The organism is Cronobacter sp. JZ38, from assembly GCF_008932145.1.
GTDB classification, from domain to species: Bacteria; Pseudomonadota; Gammaproteobacteria; order Enterobacterales; family Enterobacteriaceae; genus Cronobacter; species Cronobacter muytjensii.
Genome location: NZ_CP017662.1, coordinates 1,239,872 through 1,257,521 on the forward strand (window position 1 = coordinate 1,239,872; position 17,650 = coordinate 1,257,521).

Here is a 17,650-nt window from a genome sequence, read left to right on the forward strand (position 1 = left end):
CGATGATGCGAACAGAGTGGGGCGCCGCGCTGGTGGCGTCGGTGCTGGCTAACGTAAATCGTGGCAAAGATGACCCAGCTTTCAGGCTAAGTGATTTCGCGCCCCACATACTTGAGAAACCTGTAACCCTTGAAGACGCGATGAAGTTTTGGACTTGAGACAAACCTTCTTCACTGCGGGTTTCTTGCTTCACTTTTTACCATTTTATTATTAGGATTTATCTCATCTTTTGCTTATGGAGATAGGGATATGAAGGTTTTATTGATTTCATTGGGTATTATTTTACTTACGGGATGTGTTTCTGAAAAACAGCGCAACGCACAACAGGAACAGATGAATAAAACAGTTCCAACATGCGCCTCTCAGAAACAATGTGATGCTGCTTGGTCAGCAGCAAGGCAATGGGTTACACAAAATTGTGGAATGAAAATACAGAACTATAGCGCTGATTATATTGAAACCTATAATTCGTTACCAAATAGTCCATCTACAGCATGCCAAGTAACTAAAAATCTGCAACCAAGTGGTGTTAACACTCTCAATATCACCGTAAGCTGTGGAAATATTTTTGGTTGCGTTCCAAATCAGGTTGATTCCGTTTTAGCTTTCAATAAATTTGTAGGAGATTATGTTTCCAATTTTTCTCCAGTAAAGATTGGAGCTTTTATGGGTATGTCAGATAAAAGCGGGAATGTTGTTGAAAATAGCTCTTACTCAGCAGGTATGGTCATAAAGGAAGTTGTTCGTGGAGGAGTCGCTGATAAATCAGGCCTGCGCAACGGTGACATCATCACTAGTGTTGGTGGCCATAAGATAAGAAATCAAAGCGACATGACAACTTCACTTGAAAAATATACCTCAGGTGAAACAGTTGATTTAACTATAATCAGATCTGGTAGTGAATTTAAAATCCCTCTCAGTCTATAGATATAAAAAATAAAAAACCTCGCCTTGGCGGGGTTTTTTGTTTTTGGAGAATAAGATGGCAGGTAAATCACTCGGCATATTGACAATCGACCTCATCGCTAAAGTTGGCGGTTTTGTCTCGGGCATGGATAAAGCCGAGCGAGCTTCATCAAAATGGCGAAAACAGGTTGAATCGGATGTTAAGGCCGCAGGGTCTGCCATTGCAACAATTGGGTCTGCAGTAGCAGGGGCCGCGATTGCAGTTTCTTCTGCCGGCATTGTACTGCTTAAAAGCACTTCAGATCAGATAACCGAAGCTGATCGCTGGGCAAAATCACTTAAGTTATCAACTCAAGAATTACTGGCGTGGCAATTTGCGGCAGAAAAAGCGGGGGTATCTGGTGATCAAATGGCCGATATTTTCAAAGATATCGGAGATAAAATTGGGGATGCTGTACTCAATAAATCAGGGGAGGCTGTAGATGCACTAAATGCATTGGGCCTATCAGCTGACAAGCTATCTAAAACCACTCCAGATAAGCAACTGCTGGCTATCGGAGAGGCACTAGGGAAAATCAATACCAATGTCGTAAAAACGAATATTCTTGAAAGTCTTGGCAATGACTTGTCGAAATTATTACCTCTTTTAGATAACAACAACCAAAAACTGAAACAATATATTCAGCTTTCGAAAGATTATGGTGTTGCCCCTGACCCTAAATCGATTGATGATCTTGTTAAAGTAAACCAGTTCTTTCAGGACTTAGAAGCGCAGGCGAGCGGGTTGAAGATGGAGATTGCTGCTGGTCTCGCTAAGGTCGACCTTTCCCCGCTCCAGACTGGCCTGGATGATCTGAAAAAAACATTTACGGACCCAGCTGTTTTGCAGGGCCTCTCTGAGCTGGTCGGGGGAGTGGCGTCTCTTGTTGGCTGGCTTGGTAATGCAGCTTCGGAGTTGGGGCGTTTAGTTGAGAATTTTCAGGGCGGTCAGCGAGTCGCCGCCGGTGCCTCACGAATTGAAATTGAGAGGCGAATTAAAAATCTTGAAGCAGACCTGAATGATAAAGGATTGCTGGCTGACGTAAACCGTATCGGGATGGATACAGACGCTAAGCGAAAAGAGCTCGCTGACTTGCATTCTCGGCTCGCTGGGCTGAAGGATTTCCAGACTACTCTTCCTGTAAATGCCGCTGTGGTTAGTGTTGGCACCAATACCAATTTTAAGCTGGGAACAGGAGAGGTAAACGGTAAGCAACCGGTTGACACTGCAGCCAAAAAGCTCGATAGCGCCTTTAGGACTACAGAGCAAAATTACTTACGTCAAATTGCCCTGATAGATACAACGGGCAAAAAAACGGCTGAGGTTACTGAGCAGCAGAAGCTACAGTTTGATATTGCTGATGGCAAACTTGCAGGTCTTAACGAAGCTCAGAGGCAACGTCTTGAGCAGCTCGCTACAGAGGTTGATCGGCTTAACTCTGTCAAAAAGGCCAACGAGGAAAATCTTAAATTGGCTGAATATGTTGCCAATCTTCAGCGTGAAAATGTTAATACCGCCGCCTCACTTGATGCTGACCTTATCGGTTCCGGACAGGGCGATAAGACGCGAGAACGGTTGCGCGAGCTGCTCGATATTGAACGTGAGTATAACGAGAAGCGCGAAGAACTTGAGAGCAGGTATCAGCGCGGAGATATTAAGACGCCAGAATCCTATGCCCGATATATCAGCGAACTTGATAAATGGCTCGCTGAACGACGTGACAAGTTTGAAAGACATTATGAACAGCTTGACCAGCTCAATGCCGACTGGGTGAGCGGTGCGCGCGATGGCCTGGCAAACTGGGTTGATGATGCATCGAATTATTCGCAGCAGGCGGCCAGTAGTGTGCAGAATGCCCTGTCCGGCATCACAAATAACCTTGTCGATATGCTGAACGATAATAAAGCCAACTGGAAAGACTGGGGTGTAAGCGTTCTGAAGACGATCGAAAAGGTTGCATTAAATATGGCGTTGGTAAACGGCGTCAGTGCTATCGGTTCGTTGTTCAGCTTCGGCGCGTCTGCGGCAGTTGGTTCAACGCCTTCTGGTACATATAACTCTGCGGCTGCAGGCATTCAGCTTAACGCCAAAGGCGGCGTTTATGAATCTGCAGATCTGAGTAAATTCAGCAGCAGCATAGTTAGTAGCCCCACTATGTTTGCCTTTGCCAAAGGTGCCGGTCTGATGGGTGAGGCCGGACCGGAAGCTATTATGCCGCTGACCCGCGACGCCACCGGCAGGCTGGGTGTAAAAGCTCTGGGCAGTGGCACGCAGGGCGGCGCGGGCGTCAGCGTCAGCATCGGGACCATTAATTTCACAGGCGGCACAGGTGGTGCGCAGGGTAACACTAACGCCGCCGGCGCGGTGGCTAACCAGCTCACCGGCGCCATCCTCGATACCATCAACTCGCAGCTGCGCAAGCCCGGCACCCCGTTGTGGAACGCCACGCAGGGCAAGCGCTGACCCTCCTTACTTACCCGCCACGGCGGGTTTTTTTATGGGTGAAACATGGCAACCGAAACTTTTACCTGGTGTCCGCGCATTAATGCCGGCGGCGAGGTCACTCACCGCGTCCGCCGCGCGCAGTTCGGCGACGGGTACGCCCAGGCGTCGGGTGACGGCATCAACGCCCGCGGTCAGAAATGGGATCTGGAATTCGTTGGGGATGAAAGCTACATCACCGCGATTATGGATTTCCTGGACAGGCATGGCGGCAGCCGTTCATTCATCTGGCAGGCACCGCTGAAAGGCGCGGGGCTTTACCGCTGTGACGCCTACCGCCCGTCGGCGCCGGGCGGTGGCATTTTCTCTCTCACCGCAACCTTCACACAAGCATTCGCTCCGTAGGTACTTATGGCAATCAGTAATGACGTTCAGAAGCTTGAACCCGGCGACAGTGTCCGCCTGGTGACCGTCGATGGCTCGGCGTTCGGCGCGGGCGTGCTGCGCTTTCACGCCTGCACCATTCCCCACACGCCGGAAGAAATCGCGGCGAGCGGCGGCGACACCTCGAAGTTTGCCGCTAAATCCATCTGGTTTGATGACGAGGAATACGGTGCCTGGCCGTTTGAAATTACCGGGCTGGCGTCGTCGAGTGACGGCCAGAGTGCGGAGCCGGTGCTGCGCATCGCCAACCTTGATGGCGTGGTGACCGCGCTCTGTCTGCGCTTTGATGACATGGTACAGGCGAAGGTTACTGTTCTGGATACTTTCGGGCAGTATCTCGATGCGCGCACGTTTCCCGACGGCAACCCGTCTGCCGATCCGGGGCAGTATTTCCGCCAGGTGTTTTACATCGACAGCAAGGCGGCTGAAGACAATGAAGTGGTGGAGTTCCGCCTCTCCAGCCCGATGGACCTGCAGGGACTGCTGATCCCGACGCGGCAAATCACGGCGGTCTGCACCTGGGCCTGCCGCAACAAATACCGCAGCGGTGACGGCTGTACCTACAACGGCCCGCGCATGTTTGATCTGAAAGGTAATCCGGTGACCGACCCGGCACAGGATAAATGCTCAGGCCTGCTGACCGACTGTAAAAAACGCTTTGGCGCGGATGCCCAGCTCGATTTCGGCGGCTTTCCGGGGGCCAGCCTGATCCGGAGGTAACCATGCGCGATAAAACCACTGCCGATATCCTGGCCCATGCTGAGGCGGAATACCCGCGCGAGTGCTGCGGCCTGGTGGCGCAGAAAAGCCGCGTCGAGCGGTATTTCCCGTGCCGGAACATCACCAGCGCGCCGGAGGAGCAGTTTGAGCTGTCGCCGGAGGATTACGCGGCGGCGGAAGACTGGGGCACCGTCACCGCCATTGTGCATTCCCACCCGGGCGACGGCGCCACCACCCAGCCGAGCGAGCTCGACCAGCTGCAGTGCGACGCCCACGGCATCCCCTGGGTAATCGTCTCGTGGCCGGAAGGCGACCTGCGCACCATTGCGCCCCGCGGGGAACGGCCGCTGGAGGGGCGCGCCTTTGAACTTGGTTATGCCGACTGCTGGTCGCTGGTGATGGACTGGCACCGGCAGCAGGGCGTGACGCTTCGCAACTACAGCGTCGATTACCCGTGGTGGGAGCGGGGCGAAAATCTCTATATGGATAACTGGTATGCCGAAGGATTTCGCGAAGTCACAGAGCCGCGGCCCGGCGACATGGTGCTGATGCAGGTGTCCGCGCCGGTGGTGAATCACGCCGGTATTCTGCTGGAAGGTAACCAGCTGCTGCATCACCTCTACGGCCAGCTCTCCTGCACCACACCATACGGCGGCTACCTGCGCGAGCGCACCATCAAAATTGTCAGACACAAGGACCTGCCATGAATGAACTGAAAATGGTGAGGCTGTACGGCACGCTTGGCGCGAAGTTTGGCCGGGTGCACCGGCTGGTGATTGCCAGCCCTGCAGAAGCCTGTCGCGCGCTGTCAGTCATTCTTCCGGGTTTTGAGCAGTACATGCAGACGGCGCACCTGCGCGGCCTGCGCTTTGCCGTGTTCCGGGGGAAAAAGAACATTGGCCAGGACGAGCTGAAACATAACAGCGGCGAAGAGGATATCCGCATCGCGCCGGTGATTGCCGGAAGCAAACGTGGCGGTGTGCTGCAGACCATTCTCGGTGCCGTGCTGGTGGTGGGAGCGCTTGCTCTTGGCCCCGTGGGCATCGGCGCCATCGCAGGCAGCACGGCGATGAGTATTGGCCTTATGGGCGGTTCGATGATGATTGGCGGCGTGGTGCAGATGCTGTCACCCCAGCCCGGCGGACTGGCATCGCGTCAGGACCCCGATAACGCGCCGAGCTACGCTTTTGGCGGTCCTGTGAACACTACCGCTATGGGTAATCCCGTCGGGCTCCTGTATGGCGAGCGCGAAATCGGCGGCGCGATTGTCTCCGCTGGCATCTACACCAACGACCAGTGAGAACCGGTCTGATAACAGCGCCTGCGGGCGCTTTTTTTATGGGCGCAGTATGGAAAAAATAACCGGTAAAAAGGGTGGCGGTGGTAATTCCCGCACGCCGCGGGAGTCTCCTGATTCACTGCAGTCGATCGCGACGGCCAAAATACTGCTGGCGCTGGGCGAGGGGGAGTTCGCCGGCGGCCTGACGGATAAAGATATTTTCCTCGACGGTACCCCGATCCGCAGCGCCGACGGCACGCTTAATTTTCCCGATGTGAAATGGGAATTTCGCCCTGGTACCCAGACGCAGGATTACATTCCCGGTGTGCCGTCGGTGGAAAATGAAATCACCGTTAACACTCAGCTTAAAGCCACACAGCCGTGGACGCGCGCCATCAGCAACACGCAGCTTTCTGCGGTCCGGGTGCGTCTCGGTGTGCCTTCACTGCAGCGCATGAAGGACAACGGGGATGTGGTGGGCTACCGCGTCGAATACAAAATTGAGTTGTCCACTGACGGTGGCGGATATACCACGGTGCTGAACGGTGCATTCGACGGTAAAACTACCTCCCTGTATGAGCGCAGCCATCGCATTGACCTTCCGCCTGCCCGGACCGGCTGGCAGCTTCGTGTGAGCCGGACGACGGCGGACAGCACCTCCAGTCGTATCGTGGATACGACGAACATCGAAGCGTATTCCGAAATCATCGATGCAAAGCTGCGCTACCCGAACACCGCGCTGCTCTTTGTGTCGTTCAACGCGAAGCAGTTCAGCAATATTCCGCAAATCAGCGTACGCGCCCGCGGGCGGCAAGTCCGCGTGCCCACGACATACGATCCGGTGGCGCGCACCTATTCCGGCACCTGGGACGGCTCGTTTAAATGGGCCTGGAGCAATAATCCCGCATGGGTGTTTTACGACCTGGTGCTGAGTGACCGTTTCGGGATCGGAGACCGTCTGGACGCCACGCAGGTGGACAAGTGGGAGCTCTACCGCATCGCGCAGTACTGCGATCAGCCCGTGCCGGACGGTACCGGCGGCAGCGGTACCGAGCCGCGTTTTCTCTGCGATGTGTATATCCAGAGTCAGAACGAGGCATTTACGGTGCTGCGCGACCTGGCGAGCATCTTCCGGGGCATGACCTACTGGGCCGGCAATCAGCTGGCCGCGCTGGCGGACATGCCGCGCGATATGACGTATGTCTACACCCGCGCCAACGTTATTGACGGAAAATTCTCCTACGCCAGCGGCAGCGAGAAGAACCGCTATTCAACGGCGATGGTGAGCTGGTCAAACCCGGAGAACCATTACACCGATGAAGTGGAAGCGGTGATGGAGCCCGACCTGGTGCGGCGCTATGGTGTGCGCCAGACGCAGATCTCCGCCATCGGCTGCACGCGGCGTACCGAGGCCAATCGTCGCGGCCGCTGGGCGCTGCTGACAAATGCTAAAGACCGGATGGTGAATTTCACAACGGGGCTCGAAGGTATGCTCCCGTTGCCGGGCCATATCATCGGCGTGGCGGATCAGTATCTGTCCGGGCGGGTGATGGGCGGGCGTATCAGCCAGATGAACGGTCGCGCGCTGACGCTCGACCGGGCGCCGGATGCAAAAGCAGGCGACAGGCTTATCGTCAACCTGCCGTCCGGCAAATCACAGGCCCGTACCCTTCAGGCGGTCACTGGCCGTAATGTCACGGTGTCTGCGGCATTCAGCGAAACGCCGGAGCGCGAGGCGGTCTGGTCGGTCGATGCGCAGGATGTGGCAATCCAGCAGTACCGGGTCACGTCTGTGGAAGACAACAACGACGGCACCTGGACCATCAGCGCGGTGCAGCACAATCCGGATAAGTATGCCGCCATCGATTCCGGCGCGCGACTTGATGAGCGCCCGGTATCGGCCATTCCGCCTGGTGTGCAGGCACCGCCGGCCTCCGTGACGCTCAGCAGCTACAGCCGGGTGGTGCAGAACCTCAGCGTGGAAACCCTGCGCGTCTCATGGCCTGCTGCGCCCGGCGCCGTGGCGTATGAATGCCAGTGGCGCAAGGATAACGGCGACTGGGTGAACGTGCCGCGCACGAGTTCGCTCGGTTTTGAGGTGCAGGGCATTTATGCCGGGCGGTATATGGCGCGCGTCAGCGCTGTGAATGCCAGCGATGTCGCCTCGGTCTGGCAGACCAGCGTGGAAGTGACACTGACCGGCAAGGTGGGGCAGCCGCCGGCACCGCTGAACTTCCGCACCACGCCGATCAACTGGGGCATCCAGCTCGACTGGAACTTCCCTGACGGTGCTGACGACACGCTGATGACCGAAATTCAGTATGCCGCCGCGACCGACAGCAGCGACGCGCTGCTGCTCTCGGATGTGCCGTATCCGGCGCACAGTTATACGCAGCTTGGTCTGCGCGCCGGGCAAGTCTTCTGGTACCGAGCGCGGCTGGTGGACCGCATCGGGAACCAGTCAGCCTGGACTGGCTGGGTACGCGGCATGGCGAACGATAACGCCGATGATTATCTGGGCGATATTGCCGGTGACTTTTTGACTTCAGCGGACGGGGAGCGGCTGACCAGCAGTCTGGATAAAAGTATTGAGGCGGCGTTGCAGAATGCGCTTGCTAACAATGCCACGGTTGACCATCAGTGGCGGCAACTGGGAGAGGTCCGGGCTGAGATCCTGACGGTTAAAACCACTATTGCTGAGGTCGATAACAGTCTGGCTGATCTGGAAACGGATGTGCGGGCTCAGATAGGTGATATGTCTGCGCAGGTACAGGAGAAACTTACTGCACTGGTAAATTCGAATGGTTCATCGGCGATCCACACGCTGAAGGTTGGTGTGAAGATCAACGGCATCGAGTATCTGGCAGGTATGTCAGTCGCCGCCATCGCAGAGGCTGGCAAGCCGGTGGTAACACGTGTTGCGTTTAATGCAGATCAATTTGTGCTGATGAGCGGCAGTGACACCTCTCAGTATTCACCGTTCGCCGTAGTCAACGGACAGGTATTTATCAGTTCGGCTTTTATACAGAACGGTAGTATTACGAGCGCTAAAATTCAGGATGCCGCGATCAATAATGCCAAAATCGGGACCAGCATTTATTCAACAGGCTATACGGCAGCAAATCAGGGGGGCTGGTGCCTGTCAAAAACAGACAATAATCTGTCGTTTGTCAGTGCGGGTAAACATTTAAGGGTTCAGCTCGGACAGATAACCGGGAGGGCACCAAATGTCTGATTTTGGTTATGCCAGCTGGGATGAAAACGGGAACCCCAATAACTATGGAATAAAGCCGGTATCAGTCATCGGGCATATCAGACTGACAAATGGACAAAAGTCCGGCACATATTCATTTAACGTGCCGGCTGGTTATAAACTGGGCTTTATAGTCGTACCTGCTGGCGCTAGCAGTTATATTGAAGGGAGACGTGTAATTACGATAAGCGGGAATGCAATAGTGATCGGTGGGGGAACAAATAATTCCCTTAATCAACATCAGGCCGGAGAGGCTCACCTGGTTGTCTTTGTTGAGGTGGCATAATGGCTGACTATGGCGCATTACTGTCACTTGCTAATGGAGCAACCTTTATTACCCCTCAGTCCACGCCGCTTTGTTTGTATGCAACGCGTTCATTTTCTTCACGTAAAGTTAATGATGCCTTAAACCAGGCTGTGGGTTCAATTCCTGTACCGGATCCGGGGCAGCCTGTTATTCCCTTCGTTTATACCAGTAAACCCTCTCAGGGCAACGTAGGACTGATTGCTGAAAGGAGCTCTACAGGTATCACAGTGACAGGTAATAATGTCATAGGGAATGGATATTTCACTATGACGGTACTGGTGTTCACTTTTTTTGAACAGCCTATGCCCAATCCCCCTTATGGGATGGCTGTATGGGATGAGGCGGGGAAGTTAATCCTCACTCATGAGTCTAAGGTGCTGACGGATATTGAAACGGTAGGGACAAGGGGAAGCACAGGAGGCATAAGCCTTAATGTGACAAAGCCGGGGCGCTGGGCTATCGTTCCTGATTGCTCCGGCCAGCAGCAGTGGCAGTTCTCATCAGGGGGACCTGGGGGCGTGATTATGTCGATGAATACGGGCTTTGCTGCCGAGTTCAATGGCTCGTCAACACAGATACATTCTGCTCTTCTTCAGTATCCGGGCGGTAGTGGGCAGATGGTGGGGGCAATTAACGCGGGCAATACCGTTACTGCTATAGACGTATCAAATTATATTTAATTTAAATTGATCGTTTAAAACGATCAATCATGTATAACCGATCTGATAAATCTATTATCAGCACTTTTAATTAAATGTTATGTTTGCTAAAAATGATCATGGTGGACATAATGCAAAAAACAATCATTATTATTTTGGCGCTTGCTGTGTCTGCTTGCGCTGCAATTGAAAAGGAAAATCCAGTTTGCACCGCCACCGCAAATATTGGCGGCTCCGGCTTGTCTGTTAATGTTTATGATGTTCGAAAAGTATTGTCCCGGACGGAATACAGGGCCGGCTATCCATTTAACTGGCGTTGGGTAAGTAAATCGAACTTTATTAGCTCAACATGTAAATAAATTTACTCGTTATGACCAACCCGCTTCGGCGGGTTTTTTATTTCAGGAGAAAGTCATGTCGGCAGGAACTCTCGCGCTTACTAATAAATCTGACGTCGTAAAAGGTACCGGCACCGCCTTTACCACAATGAACGCTGGCGACTTTATTGTGGTGAGCATAGGTGGTACACCTTACACCCTGACGGTTAAATCTATCTCCAGCGACACGCAACTGACGCTCATCAGCAAATTCACCGGGCCTACGCAGAACGGGCTGGCCTGGCATGAAGTGCCCCGAGAAGCGCAGAGCATGATTACGGCCGCGCTGGCGATGCAGTCCGCAGAAGCCTTACGTGGTCAGAATCTGGATAAAGACAACTGGCAGCAGGTATTCAGCGCCAGTGACAATATCACGGTCACTCTCAAAGATGGTTCGACATTCAGTGGACCAAGCTGGCTCAAGATAATCAATTTTATTAAGAGCATCTTTTCCGATAATGGTGAAGTTACAGCCACAACGTTTAAACCTACTGATATTGCAGCGACGTGGGAAAACATGCAGGTTGCTCGCGCTCCTTCTGCTGGTTTGACTGGAACTATCAGTCATGAAGCTTATTTAAGCCATGCTGGTATTTATCTGCAACCTAAAAATGCGGAAGCATCAGTTGCTAACGGTTACCCGGAAGTAAGGGCGGGATCCCTCCTGGTTTTGCCAAATGGCGCGAATGGATCAAACGGGAGTACGCAACTTTACTTTAATTACCAGGATACTGGCGGCTTGTATTTCCGTCGCTATCTTTCGGAAATAAGTAACTTCGAATCTGGCGGCCCGAATGGCTGGAAGCAGATTTTCACTAACCACGGAGATATTGCAAACTCGTCTGGCGGATCAAACGCAACGGTTATTAACTGGAATGATATTAAGGCTAACCATGTTGCCTTTGGTTACACTGGCGCGGCAAATAACCCTGGCTCAACTGGAACGTGTTTATCTTTCTCTAATTCAAAATACCCGTCTTATGCGATCCAGTTTACTGGCAGCTACGCTGCTGCATCTCGTTACTTTGCGCGCTCGCAGAACGGTGATGGCGGCGGTGTATGGCAGCCGTGGCGCGAGTTCACGATGGCCGCTGTTTCAGATGAGCGCCTGAAAGATGTTAAAGGGAGTTTTAATGTCGAAGCTGGCCTGGACAATATTAATCGCATGGAGTTTAAACTGTTCCGCTATAAGTGGGATAAACCTGAACGGTCGGCGCGCCGTGGCGTTATCGCCCAGCAGATTATGCAGATTGACAAGGAATACGTGAAGGATGTTGGCGAAAACAAGGTGCTTGACCAGACGCCGATGTTACTTGACGCTCTGGCTGCAATAAAAGCGCTGCGCCAGCGGGATGAGGACAACAAGGCGCGTATTGTGGCGCTCGAAACGGAGCAGGCCGGGTTAAAAGCCGCCGTTGCCCGCCTTATCGCTGCCGGAAGTACCAACAACGAAGATCCTGAAAGCGAAGCAGTCAGTGGCGCATGAGTATTTTTAGCGGCCCGCGGGGGCCGCTCTGCTCAAAAATCATTGGCTGCCGTTACGATTAATAGGCCGCTGCGTATTGATTTCGTTACCTCCTGAAACTACTGTATAAATACACAGTAATTTTGCAGGAGGTACATAATGAAAATACACCCCCTCGTCTGGCCGGTTACACCAGTCAACATTCCATTCTATGCAGACCTGATTTCAGCAGGCTTTCCGAGTCCCGCCGCCGATTATATCGACAGTGGCATTGACCTCGTTTCCCACCTTATTGCACATCCTTCATCCACCTATGTCCTGCGGGTCGCCGGCGACTCGATGCGCGATGCCGGTATTCTCGACGGTTCCCTTTTGCTGGTGGACTTCAGCCTGCACGCGAGACACAACGACATCGTCGTCGCCAATATTGGCGGGGAGTTCACCGTTAAAAGGCTGGTGACGTACCCGGTTGCCCAGCTGCGCGCCGAGAACCCGGCTTACCCGCCGATTGCTGTTTATGACGCCGACGACCTCGAAATCGTCGGCGTTGTCATTTGCGTGATAAATACCCTGCACCGCAATGTTCGCGCTGGTTGATATGAACTCGTTCTACACGAGTTGCGAGACGGCATTCCGTCCGGATCTGGCCGGTCAGCCCATTGTGGCGCTATCGAATAACGACGGCTGTGTGATAGCGCGCAGCCGCGAAGCAAAAGCGCTTGGCATAAAAATGGGCATGCCCTGGTTCCAGCTGCGCGAGATGCAGTTTCCGCAGCGGATCATTGCCTTTTCCAGCAACTATGAGCTTTATGGTGACATGAGCCAGCGGGTGATGACCACGCTTGAGGAAATGTGCCCGCGCGTCGAGGTCTACAGCATCGATGAGGCTTTCTGCGACCTGACGGGCGTGCGGAACTGCAGGGACCTCGCTGATTTTGGCCGGGAGATACGCGACACCGTCCGGCGCAACACCCGAATTCATTGTGGTGTTGGTATCGCCCAGACGAAGACGCTGGCGAAGCTCGCCAATCGCGCGGCGAAGGAATGGCCGCAGACGGGCGGGGTGGTGGACCTGTCGAACCTGACGCGCCAGCGCCGTCTGATGGCGCTGATGCCGGTGGAGGAGGTCTGGGGCGTCGGTAGGCGTATCGCCAGAAAGCTGGAGGCAGTGGGTATTAAAAATGCTTTGCAGCTCTGTGATACCGATATCCGCTTTATCCGCAAACATTTCAACGTTGTGCTGGAGCGCACCGTGCGTGAGCTGCGCGGTGAGCCCTGTCTGGAGATCGAGGAGTTTGCCCCGGCGAAACAGGAAATCGTCTGCAGCCGGTCATTCGGGGAGCGAATCATCGACTATGAAGCGATGCGCCAGGCTATCTGCAGCTATGCGGCGCGCGCGGCGGAAAAGCTCCGCGGCGAACATCAGTTCTGCCGGTACATTTCGGTATTTGTGAAAACCTCGCCGTTCTCTGCTGAGCCATATTACGGCAACCACGCCGGGACCAAACTGTTGACGCCCACACAGGACACGCGCGACATTATCGCCGCGGCGACGGGCTGCCTCGATGCGGTCTGGCGCGACGGCCACCGGTACCAGAAAGCGGGCGTTATGCTGGGTGACTTTTTCAGCCAAGGCGTGGCGCAGCTGAATCTGTTTGACGAGAACGCGCCGCGCGTGAACAGCGAGGCGCTGATGTCACTGATGGACAAACTCAACCAGCAGGGGCGGGGAACTCTGTATTTTGCGGGACAGGGTATCCAGCCGTCGTGGCAGATGAAACGCGAGATGCTTTCGCCATGCTATACGACACGGCTTGCAGATGTACCGACCGTGCGGGCATGGTAAGAGGAATTATGTTCATTCATTAAAAGCAAGATAACGTCCGCTTCGCGCGAAAAGCGGACTGTTGAAATATTCAATGGAGACCGTGTGTTTATTTAAGCCTGGCATCTGTTAACTATTTTGTAGATGCCTGCGGCAGATTTTTTGTTGTTGACTCTTGTGTCAGAGCATCATTTTTGACAGCGCCCAACAGGACGTCAAGGAGACCGGGAAAACGCGCATCAAGATCTTCCCGACGCAGCGACAATAAATTTTCTCGCCCGAATGGGCGCTGCCATATCACACCGCTGTCGCGTAATACACGCCAGTGATGAGTCAGGGTCGATTTGGGAATACCACTCAGCACTGCACTACAGGCATGTTCGCCTCCGCCTGCAAGCACACGTACCACTGTCAGGCGTAATGGATTTCCAAGAGCGGCCAGCACGTTTTCAAGACGAATGTGTTCTCTGTCAGGGTGGTTAGCAAGCATCCGTTTTTCCATAAGGGAGTTAACATATCCCTATCCTACTTTAAATTTTATCAGTTGACTAATGTACGAGTACATACATACATTAAATGTACGTATGTACTCGTACATTGGTTTTTTAATTTGATACGGAGATTGTTCTATGGCCACATCCACAATGGATTCAGGTGCCCGACATTTACAACACTGGAGCCTTGCGCTGCTGGCGTTCGCCCAGCTCATTTACTCACTGGATATCAATATTGTCTTTGTGGCGTTACCGGAAATTGGCGCCGGGCTGGGGTTTCCAGAGCAGACCCTCCAGTGGGTTGTCAGTGCGTATACGGTATGTTGCGGGGGGTTTTTACTTTTCGGCGGACGTGCTGCCGATCTGCTGGGGCAACGTCGCGTATTTATTTGCGCCTTATGGCTGTATGCGCTCTCTTCGCTTGCAGGCGGTTTTGCGTGGGAGCCTGTAGTAATTGTTATTGCGCGCGCACTGCAAGGCATAGGTGCCGCCTTACTTTTTCCGGCCACGCTGTCACTCATAAACAGACTATTTGAGGAAGGACCCTCACGGAACCGGGCACTGGCTGTCTGGGGCGGCGCAGGCGCAAGCGGTCTCACCCTGGGGTCGCTTGCCGGAGGAATACTCACCAGTACGTATGGCTGGCCGTCGGTGTTTTTCGTCAACGTTATTCTGGCAGCCATCGCGATTTGTGCTGCCTTTTATGTCTTACCGAAAGACAGCCTCCGGAGCCAGCGTCGCAGTTTTGATTTTCCAGGCGCGGTGACGGTGACGGTGGGAGCCACCCTGCTGGTATACGCCCTGGTTCAGGGGCCTGAAGACGGCTGGCTGTCAGGACATATTCTTTTCTCGCTGAGTCTGGCCGCAATCTCTCTGCTGCTGTTTGTCACTATTGAGGCCCGGAGTCATGATCCACTAATGCCGTTACGGTTATTCAGAAACCGCAGTCTGGTTACAGGCATGGCGATGACATCTATTTATATGGGAACCTTTGGCGCTCTGCCTTATTTCCTGACGATTCTTTTTCAACGTGTTATGGGGTACAGCGCTTTACAGACGGGGCTGGCATTTATTATTCCTTCGCTGGCGATCTTTGCCGGAACACAGCTCGGCGCACGGCTCGCAAATCGTCTGCCGGTGCGCACGACATTATTGATTGGTTTTTTAATGGGTATTGCGGGTACGCTGGCTCTGGCACCGGCAGCATTTTCTGGCGCATCTTATTCGACCATAATGCCGGGACTGGTTATTTCAGGAGCAGGACAGGGCATTGTATGGACGGCAATGTGGATAGCTTCGGGCTCAGGCGTACCGCATAACGAGCAGGGGATCGCTTCAGGTATGGCTTCTACAACGCTGAATGTGGGTAATGCTATTGGTATTGCTGTGCTGATAGCGCTATCAGGGAGCGGGAGCGAGAGCCTGCAACGGGAAACCTCTGTGAGCAGTCTTGAAAATGCTTTACAGCTGGCTTTTTATCTTGCTGCGGCCGGACAGATTGCCGGGCTTTTTGTTTCCCGTCTGTTGCCCCGTAAAGCGGCAAAGGGTTTATCAACAGAGTCCGCGTAACTGAAAAGCAAATCTCTTCTGTACCTGCTCATGCACATAAAATAAGCGCCTTACAGACCCGCTATCAGGCGGGTCTTTCTGACAATAATCTTCAGCGTTGCTAAAAAGGCTGTGTCGCTTTTGTGTCGTAAATGTGTCGTGACTGGCCGCCAGGAGCAGTTCCAGAACGACAAATAACGACACAGTGAGCGATGCGAACGCGGTAAAATACTGTATTTACAGTGCGTTAAAAATAGGCCTGCGTTCTTCTAAGCCGTGGATCTAGTGCGCGTCGTTTGGAGGACAAACCGGCAAGGTTTTACCATCATCAAATTGCAGTCATAAGAAAACCAACCACAATAGGTTGGTTTTTTGGCATTTTTTGGTCGGCATAAGAGGATTTGCAGCTCCGAACCCTGTTCCCCATGTTAGTTGTCAGGCTCACTATTTTCTGCACGTAGAGATGAAGGATAAGGAGGACGGCTTCTATATAAAAAGTAGAGGGGGACAGCCAAGTAGGTAGTTACAATTGCGCGAAATGTCCATATATTTAATGGAGCTGACTGGGGTTTTGGCCTAATGAAAAACTCAGGCTGAATAAAGGAATAAGTCAGTGCAACGAGTAAAGTAATAATAATAATAAAAAACGCTATTTTTGTTGATGATTTGAATGCTTTTAAGTTTTTCGACAGAAGTCGATATGTTTTATGCGATGCTGCATTTTGTTTTTTTTCTAATGACTTCACATCAATAAGTTGACCTCTAACTATTAAATCTTCCCTCGTTCCAGTATGCAAGATTTCGATTCTAAAACCATTTTTCCTTTCTAAGAAATCAAAAGAAATCAGAAGACTGTTATGGAAATGTGGGTCATTTTTAATAGTGATGTTGTTTGTTTTATTATTAACCTTTTGAATATTGTAACGGAGAATACGAACTCCTTCACGAGCTTCAATACGAAATGGGTTGATGGTTTTTAATGAGTTACCATATATAACCTTATTTCCAGAACTCCAGATGGTGAAAACTGAAGAAGAGACTTTATCAACAGGAACATCATCATATGTAATGCTAATGTTTTGAGGCAAGACTGAATGAAACGCGCCAATCAAGTTTTTGTATTCCAGATGGCTAGAAATTTTTGAAACAGATCTAGTAAGGATAATCGATACTATTGCGAATAGAACACCAATAATACCTATAAGACTGCTAATGGATGGTATAGAGAGCCAATCCCAAATGTTTTCAAAAATGTCCATGATTTCCCCATAAAAAAACCCGCGTTAGCGGGTTTTTTAACACTCAAGAGCCGCGGCTCCTTCACGTATCCTTTTTTGTCCCTTTGGTGTCCGGTCACCGTCAGGGTTAAGTGGCTAACTTGCTGTTTTTAAAGGGTCTGTCCTGCCACTGTCCATGTTAATTTGGTGGAGCTGGCGGGAGTTGAACCCGCGTCCGAAATTCCTACATCCTCGGTACTACATGCTTAGTCCAGTCTTTACATTCGCCTGGCAGCTGCGGACGGACACGCCACTACCAGACTAGCCTGATTAGTTTTAACGCTTCAACCCCAGGCAGGGCATCCACGCGATCTCTTTTGGGTTTGACCTCTCTTGATCCCCGTCCTAAGAGCGGAGGCTAGGGAGAGAGGGCTCTAAGCAGGTTATTAAGCTGCTAAAGCGTAGTTTTCGTCGTTTGCGACTATTTTTTTGCGGCTTTTTACGAGGCCAACCGCCCCTCGGCATGCACCTTGGGTTTCGCGAATCCCGTCGAATCCAGAATCAGCCCCAAAAGTGTAACGCTAAGTATAACAGATTTTCCCCACGCGTGACCAGTCCATATCGTTTCGTCTGCTGAGTGCTGCTTTTTTGCGCTTTTCATCAATCTTCATCAT

The 17,650-nt window shown here is 52.5% G+C and carries 16 protein-coding genes and 1 other RNA gene; 14 read left to right on the plus strand and 3 right to left on the minus strand.

Features of this window, described 5'->3' with window-relative positions; genetic code table 11:
- The first annotated feature begins 249 nt into the window (after positions 1 to 249).
- The 13 genes from BJP61_RS05930 (at position 250) to BJP61_RS05990 (ending at position 13,738) form a co-directional block, all read left to right on the plus strand.
- Positions 250 to 927, plus strand: a complete 678-nt coding sequence (locus BJP61_RS05930) for a PDZ domain-containing protein (protein ID WP_171997989.1) — start codon at positions 250 to 252, stop codon at positions 925 to 927.
- 55 nt (positions 928 to 982) lie between these two features.
- A complete protein-coding gene (locus tag BJP61_RS05935; RefSeq protein WP_255485504.1) occupies positions 983 to 3,409 on the plus strand; it encodes a phage tail tape measure protein in 2,427 nt (808 codons plus the stop codon).
- A gap of 45 nt (positions 3,410 to 3,454) precedes the next feature.
- On the plus strand, positions 3,455 to 3,793 hold the full coding sequence (locus tag BJP61_RS05940) for a phage tail protein (protein ID WP_007728442.1): 339 nt from the start codon (positions 3,455 to 3,457) through the stop codon (positions 3,791 to 3,793).
- Between the two features lie 6 nt (positions 3,794 to 3,799).
- Complete coding sequence (locus BJP61_RS05945; RefSeq protein WP_171997990.1) at positions 3,800 to 4,552, plus strand: phage minor tail protein L; 753 nt, start codon at positions 3,800 to 3,802, stop codon at positions 4,550 to 4,552.
- A gap of 2 nt (positions 4,553 to 4,554) precedes the next feature.
- Positions 4,555 to 5,259 (plus strand): C40 family peptidase, encoded by a 705-nt coding sequence (locus BJP61_RS05950; RefSeq protein ID WP_171997991.1) that lies wholly within the window; start codon positions 4,555 to 4,557, stop codon positions 5,257 to 5,259.
- A complete protein-coding gene (locus tag BJP61_RS05955; RefSeq protein WP_063265410.1) occupies positions 5,256 to 5,852 on the plus strand; it encodes a tail assembly protein in 597 nt (198 codons plus the stop codon). The genes BJP61_RS05950 and BJP61_RS05955 overlap by 4 nt, the downstream gene beginning before the upstream one ends.
- Positions 5,853 to 5,901: 49 nt before the next feature.
- Positions 5,902 to 9,066, plus strand: coding sequence for a host specificity protein J (locus BJP61_RS05960; protein ID WP_171997992.1), 3,165 nt, complete (start codon positions 5,902 to 5,904; stop codon positions 9,064 to 9,066).
- A complete protein-coding gene (locus BJP61_RS05965; protein ID WP_171997993.1) occupies positions 9,059 to 9,370 on the plus strand; it encodes a hypothetical protein in 312 nt (103 codons plus the stop codon). The genes BJP61_RS05960 and BJP61_RS05965 overlap by 8 nt, the downstream gene beginning before the upstream one ends.
- Positions 9,370 to 10,071, plus strand: a complete 702-nt coding sequence (locus BJP61_RS05970; protein WP_171997994.1) for a hypothetical protein — start codon at positions 9,370 to 9,372, stop codon at positions 10,069 to 10,071. Before BJP61_RS05965 ends, BJP61_RS05970 begins: the two co-directional genes overlap by 1 nt.
- A gap of 110 nt (positions 10,072 to 10,181) precedes the next feature.
- On the plus strand, positions 10,182 to 10,409 hold the full coding sequence (locus BJP61_RS05975) for a cor protein (protein ID WP_171997995.1): 228 nt from the start codon (positions 10,182 to 10,184) through the stop codon (positions 10,407 to 10,409).
- 55 nt (positions 10,410 to 10,464) lie between these two features.
- Positions 10,465 to 11,913: a pyocin knob domain-containing S74 family peptidase gene (locus BJP61_RS05980; RefSeq protein ID WP_171997996.1), complete on the plus strand. Its 1,449-nt coding sequence runs from the start codon at positions 10,465 to 10,467 to the stop codon at positions 11,911 to 11,913.
- Between the two features lie 138 nt (positions 11,914 to 12,051).
- Positions 12,052 to 12,489, plus strand: a complete 438-nt coding sequence (gene umuD / locus BJP61_RS05985; RefSeq protein WP_038863467.1) for a translesion error-prone DNA polymerase V autoproteolytic subunit — start codon at positions 12,052 to 12,054, stop codon at positions 12,487 to 12,489.
- Entirely contained in the window at positions 12,473 to 13,738 is a 1,266-nt protein-coding gene (locus BJP61_RS05990; RefSeq protein ID WP_171997997.1) for a Y-family DNA polymerase, read from the plus strand. Before umuD ends, BJP61_RS05990 begins: the two co-directional genes overlap by 17 nt.
- A 112-nt stretch (positions 13,739 to 13,850) precedes the next feature.
- On the opposite strand, the gene BJP61_RS05995 is transcribed toward BJP61_RS05990, so the two are convergent.
- On the minus strand, positions 13,851 to 14,207 hold the full coding sequence (locus tag BJP61_RS05995; RefSeq protein WP_171997998.1) for a helix-turn-helix domain-containing protein: 357 nt from the start codon (positions 14,205 to 14,207) through the stop codon (positions 13,851 to 13,853).
- A gap of 139 nt (positions 14,208 to 14,346) precedes the next feature.
- Between BJP61_RS05995 and BJP61_RS06000 the strand changes: the two genes are divergently transcribed.
- Positions 14,347 to 15,780, plus strand: coding sequence for an MFS transporter (locus tag BJP61_RS06000; protein ID WP_171997999.1), 1,434 nt, complete (start codon positions 14,347 to 14,349; stop codon positions 15,778 to 15,780).
- A 407-nt stretch (positions 15,781 to 16,187) separates the two neighbouring features.
- On the opposite strand, the gene BJP61_RS06005 is transcribed toward BJP61_RS06000, so the two are convergent.
- Complete coding sequence (locus tag BJP61_RS06005) at positions 16,188 to 17,018, minus strand: hypothetical protein (protein ID WP_171998000.1); 831 nt, start codon at positions 17,016 to 17,018, stop codon at positions 16,188 to 16,190.
- 163 nt (positions 17,019 to 17,181) lie between these two features.
- Positions 17,182 to 17,545: a transfer-messenger RNA gene (gene ssrA, locus BJP61_RS06010) on the minus strand.
- Positions 17,546 to 17,650: the final 105 nt, after the last annotated feature.

Bases quoted from the DNA above. Each gene is read 5' to 3' on its own strand.
- BJP61_RS05930 (WP_171997989.1), top strand. From the start codon at position 250: ATGAAGGTTTTATTGATTTCATTGGGTATTATTTTACTTACGGGATGT.
- BJP61_RS05935 (WP_255485504.1), top strand. From the start codon at position 983: ATGGCAGGTAAATCACTCGGCATATTGACAATCGACCTCATCGCTAAA.
- BJP61_RS05940 (WP_007728442.1), top strand. From the start codon at position 3,455: ATGGCAACCGAAACTTTTACCTGGTGTCCGCGCATTAATGCCGGCGGC.
- BJP61_RS05945 (WP_171997990.1), top strand. From the start codon at position 3,800: ATGGCAATCAGTAATGACGTTCAGAAGCTTGAACCCGGCGACAGTGTC.
- BJP61_RS05950 (WP_171997991.1), top strand. From the start codon at position 4,555: ATGCGCGATAAAACCACTGCCGATATCCTGGCCCATGCTGAGGCGGAA.
- BJP61_RS05955 (WP_063265410.1), top strand. From the start codon at position 5,256: ATGAATGAACTGAAAATGGTGAGGCTGTACGGCACGCTTGGCGCGAAG.
- BJP61_RS05960 (WP_171997992.1), top strand. From the start codon at position 5,902: ATGGAAAAAATAACCGGTAAAAAGGGTGGCGGTGGTAATTCCCGCACG.
- BJP61_RS05965 (WP_171997993.1), top strand. From the start codon at position 9,059: ATGTCTGATTTTGGTTATGCCAGCTGGGATGAAAACGGGAACCCCAAT.
- BJP61_RS05970 (WP_171997994.1), top strand. From the start codon at position 9,370: ATGGCTGACTATGGCGCATTACTGTCACTTGCTAATGGAGCAACCTTT.
- BJP61_RS05975 (WP_171997995.1), top strand. From the start codon at position 10,182: ATGCAAAAAACAATCATTATTATTTTGGCGCTTGCTGTGTCTGCTTGC.
- BJP61_RS05980 (WP_171997996.1), top strand. From the start codon at position 10,465: ATGTCGGCAGGAACTCTCGCGCTTACTAATAAATCTGACGTCGTAAAA.
- umuD (WP_038863467.1), top strand. From the start codon at position 12,052: ATGAAAATACACCCCCTCGTCTGGCCGGTTACACCAGTCAACATTCCA.
- BJP61_RS05990 (WP_171997997.1), top strand. From the start codon at position 12,473: ATGTTCGCGCTGGTTGATATGAACTCGTTCTACACGAGTTGCGAGACG.
- BJP61_RS05995 (WP_171997998.1), bottom strand. From the start codon at position 14,207: ATGCTTGCTAACCACCCTGACAGAGAACACATTCGTCTTGAAAACGTG.
- BJP61_RS06000 (WP_171997999.1), top strand. From the start codon at position 14,347: ATGGCCACATCCACAATGGATTCAGGTGCCCGACATTTACAACACTGG.
- BJP61_RS06005 (WP_171998000.1), bottom strand. From the start codon at position 17,018: ATGGACATTTTTGAAAACATTTGGGATTGGCTCTCTATACCATCCATT.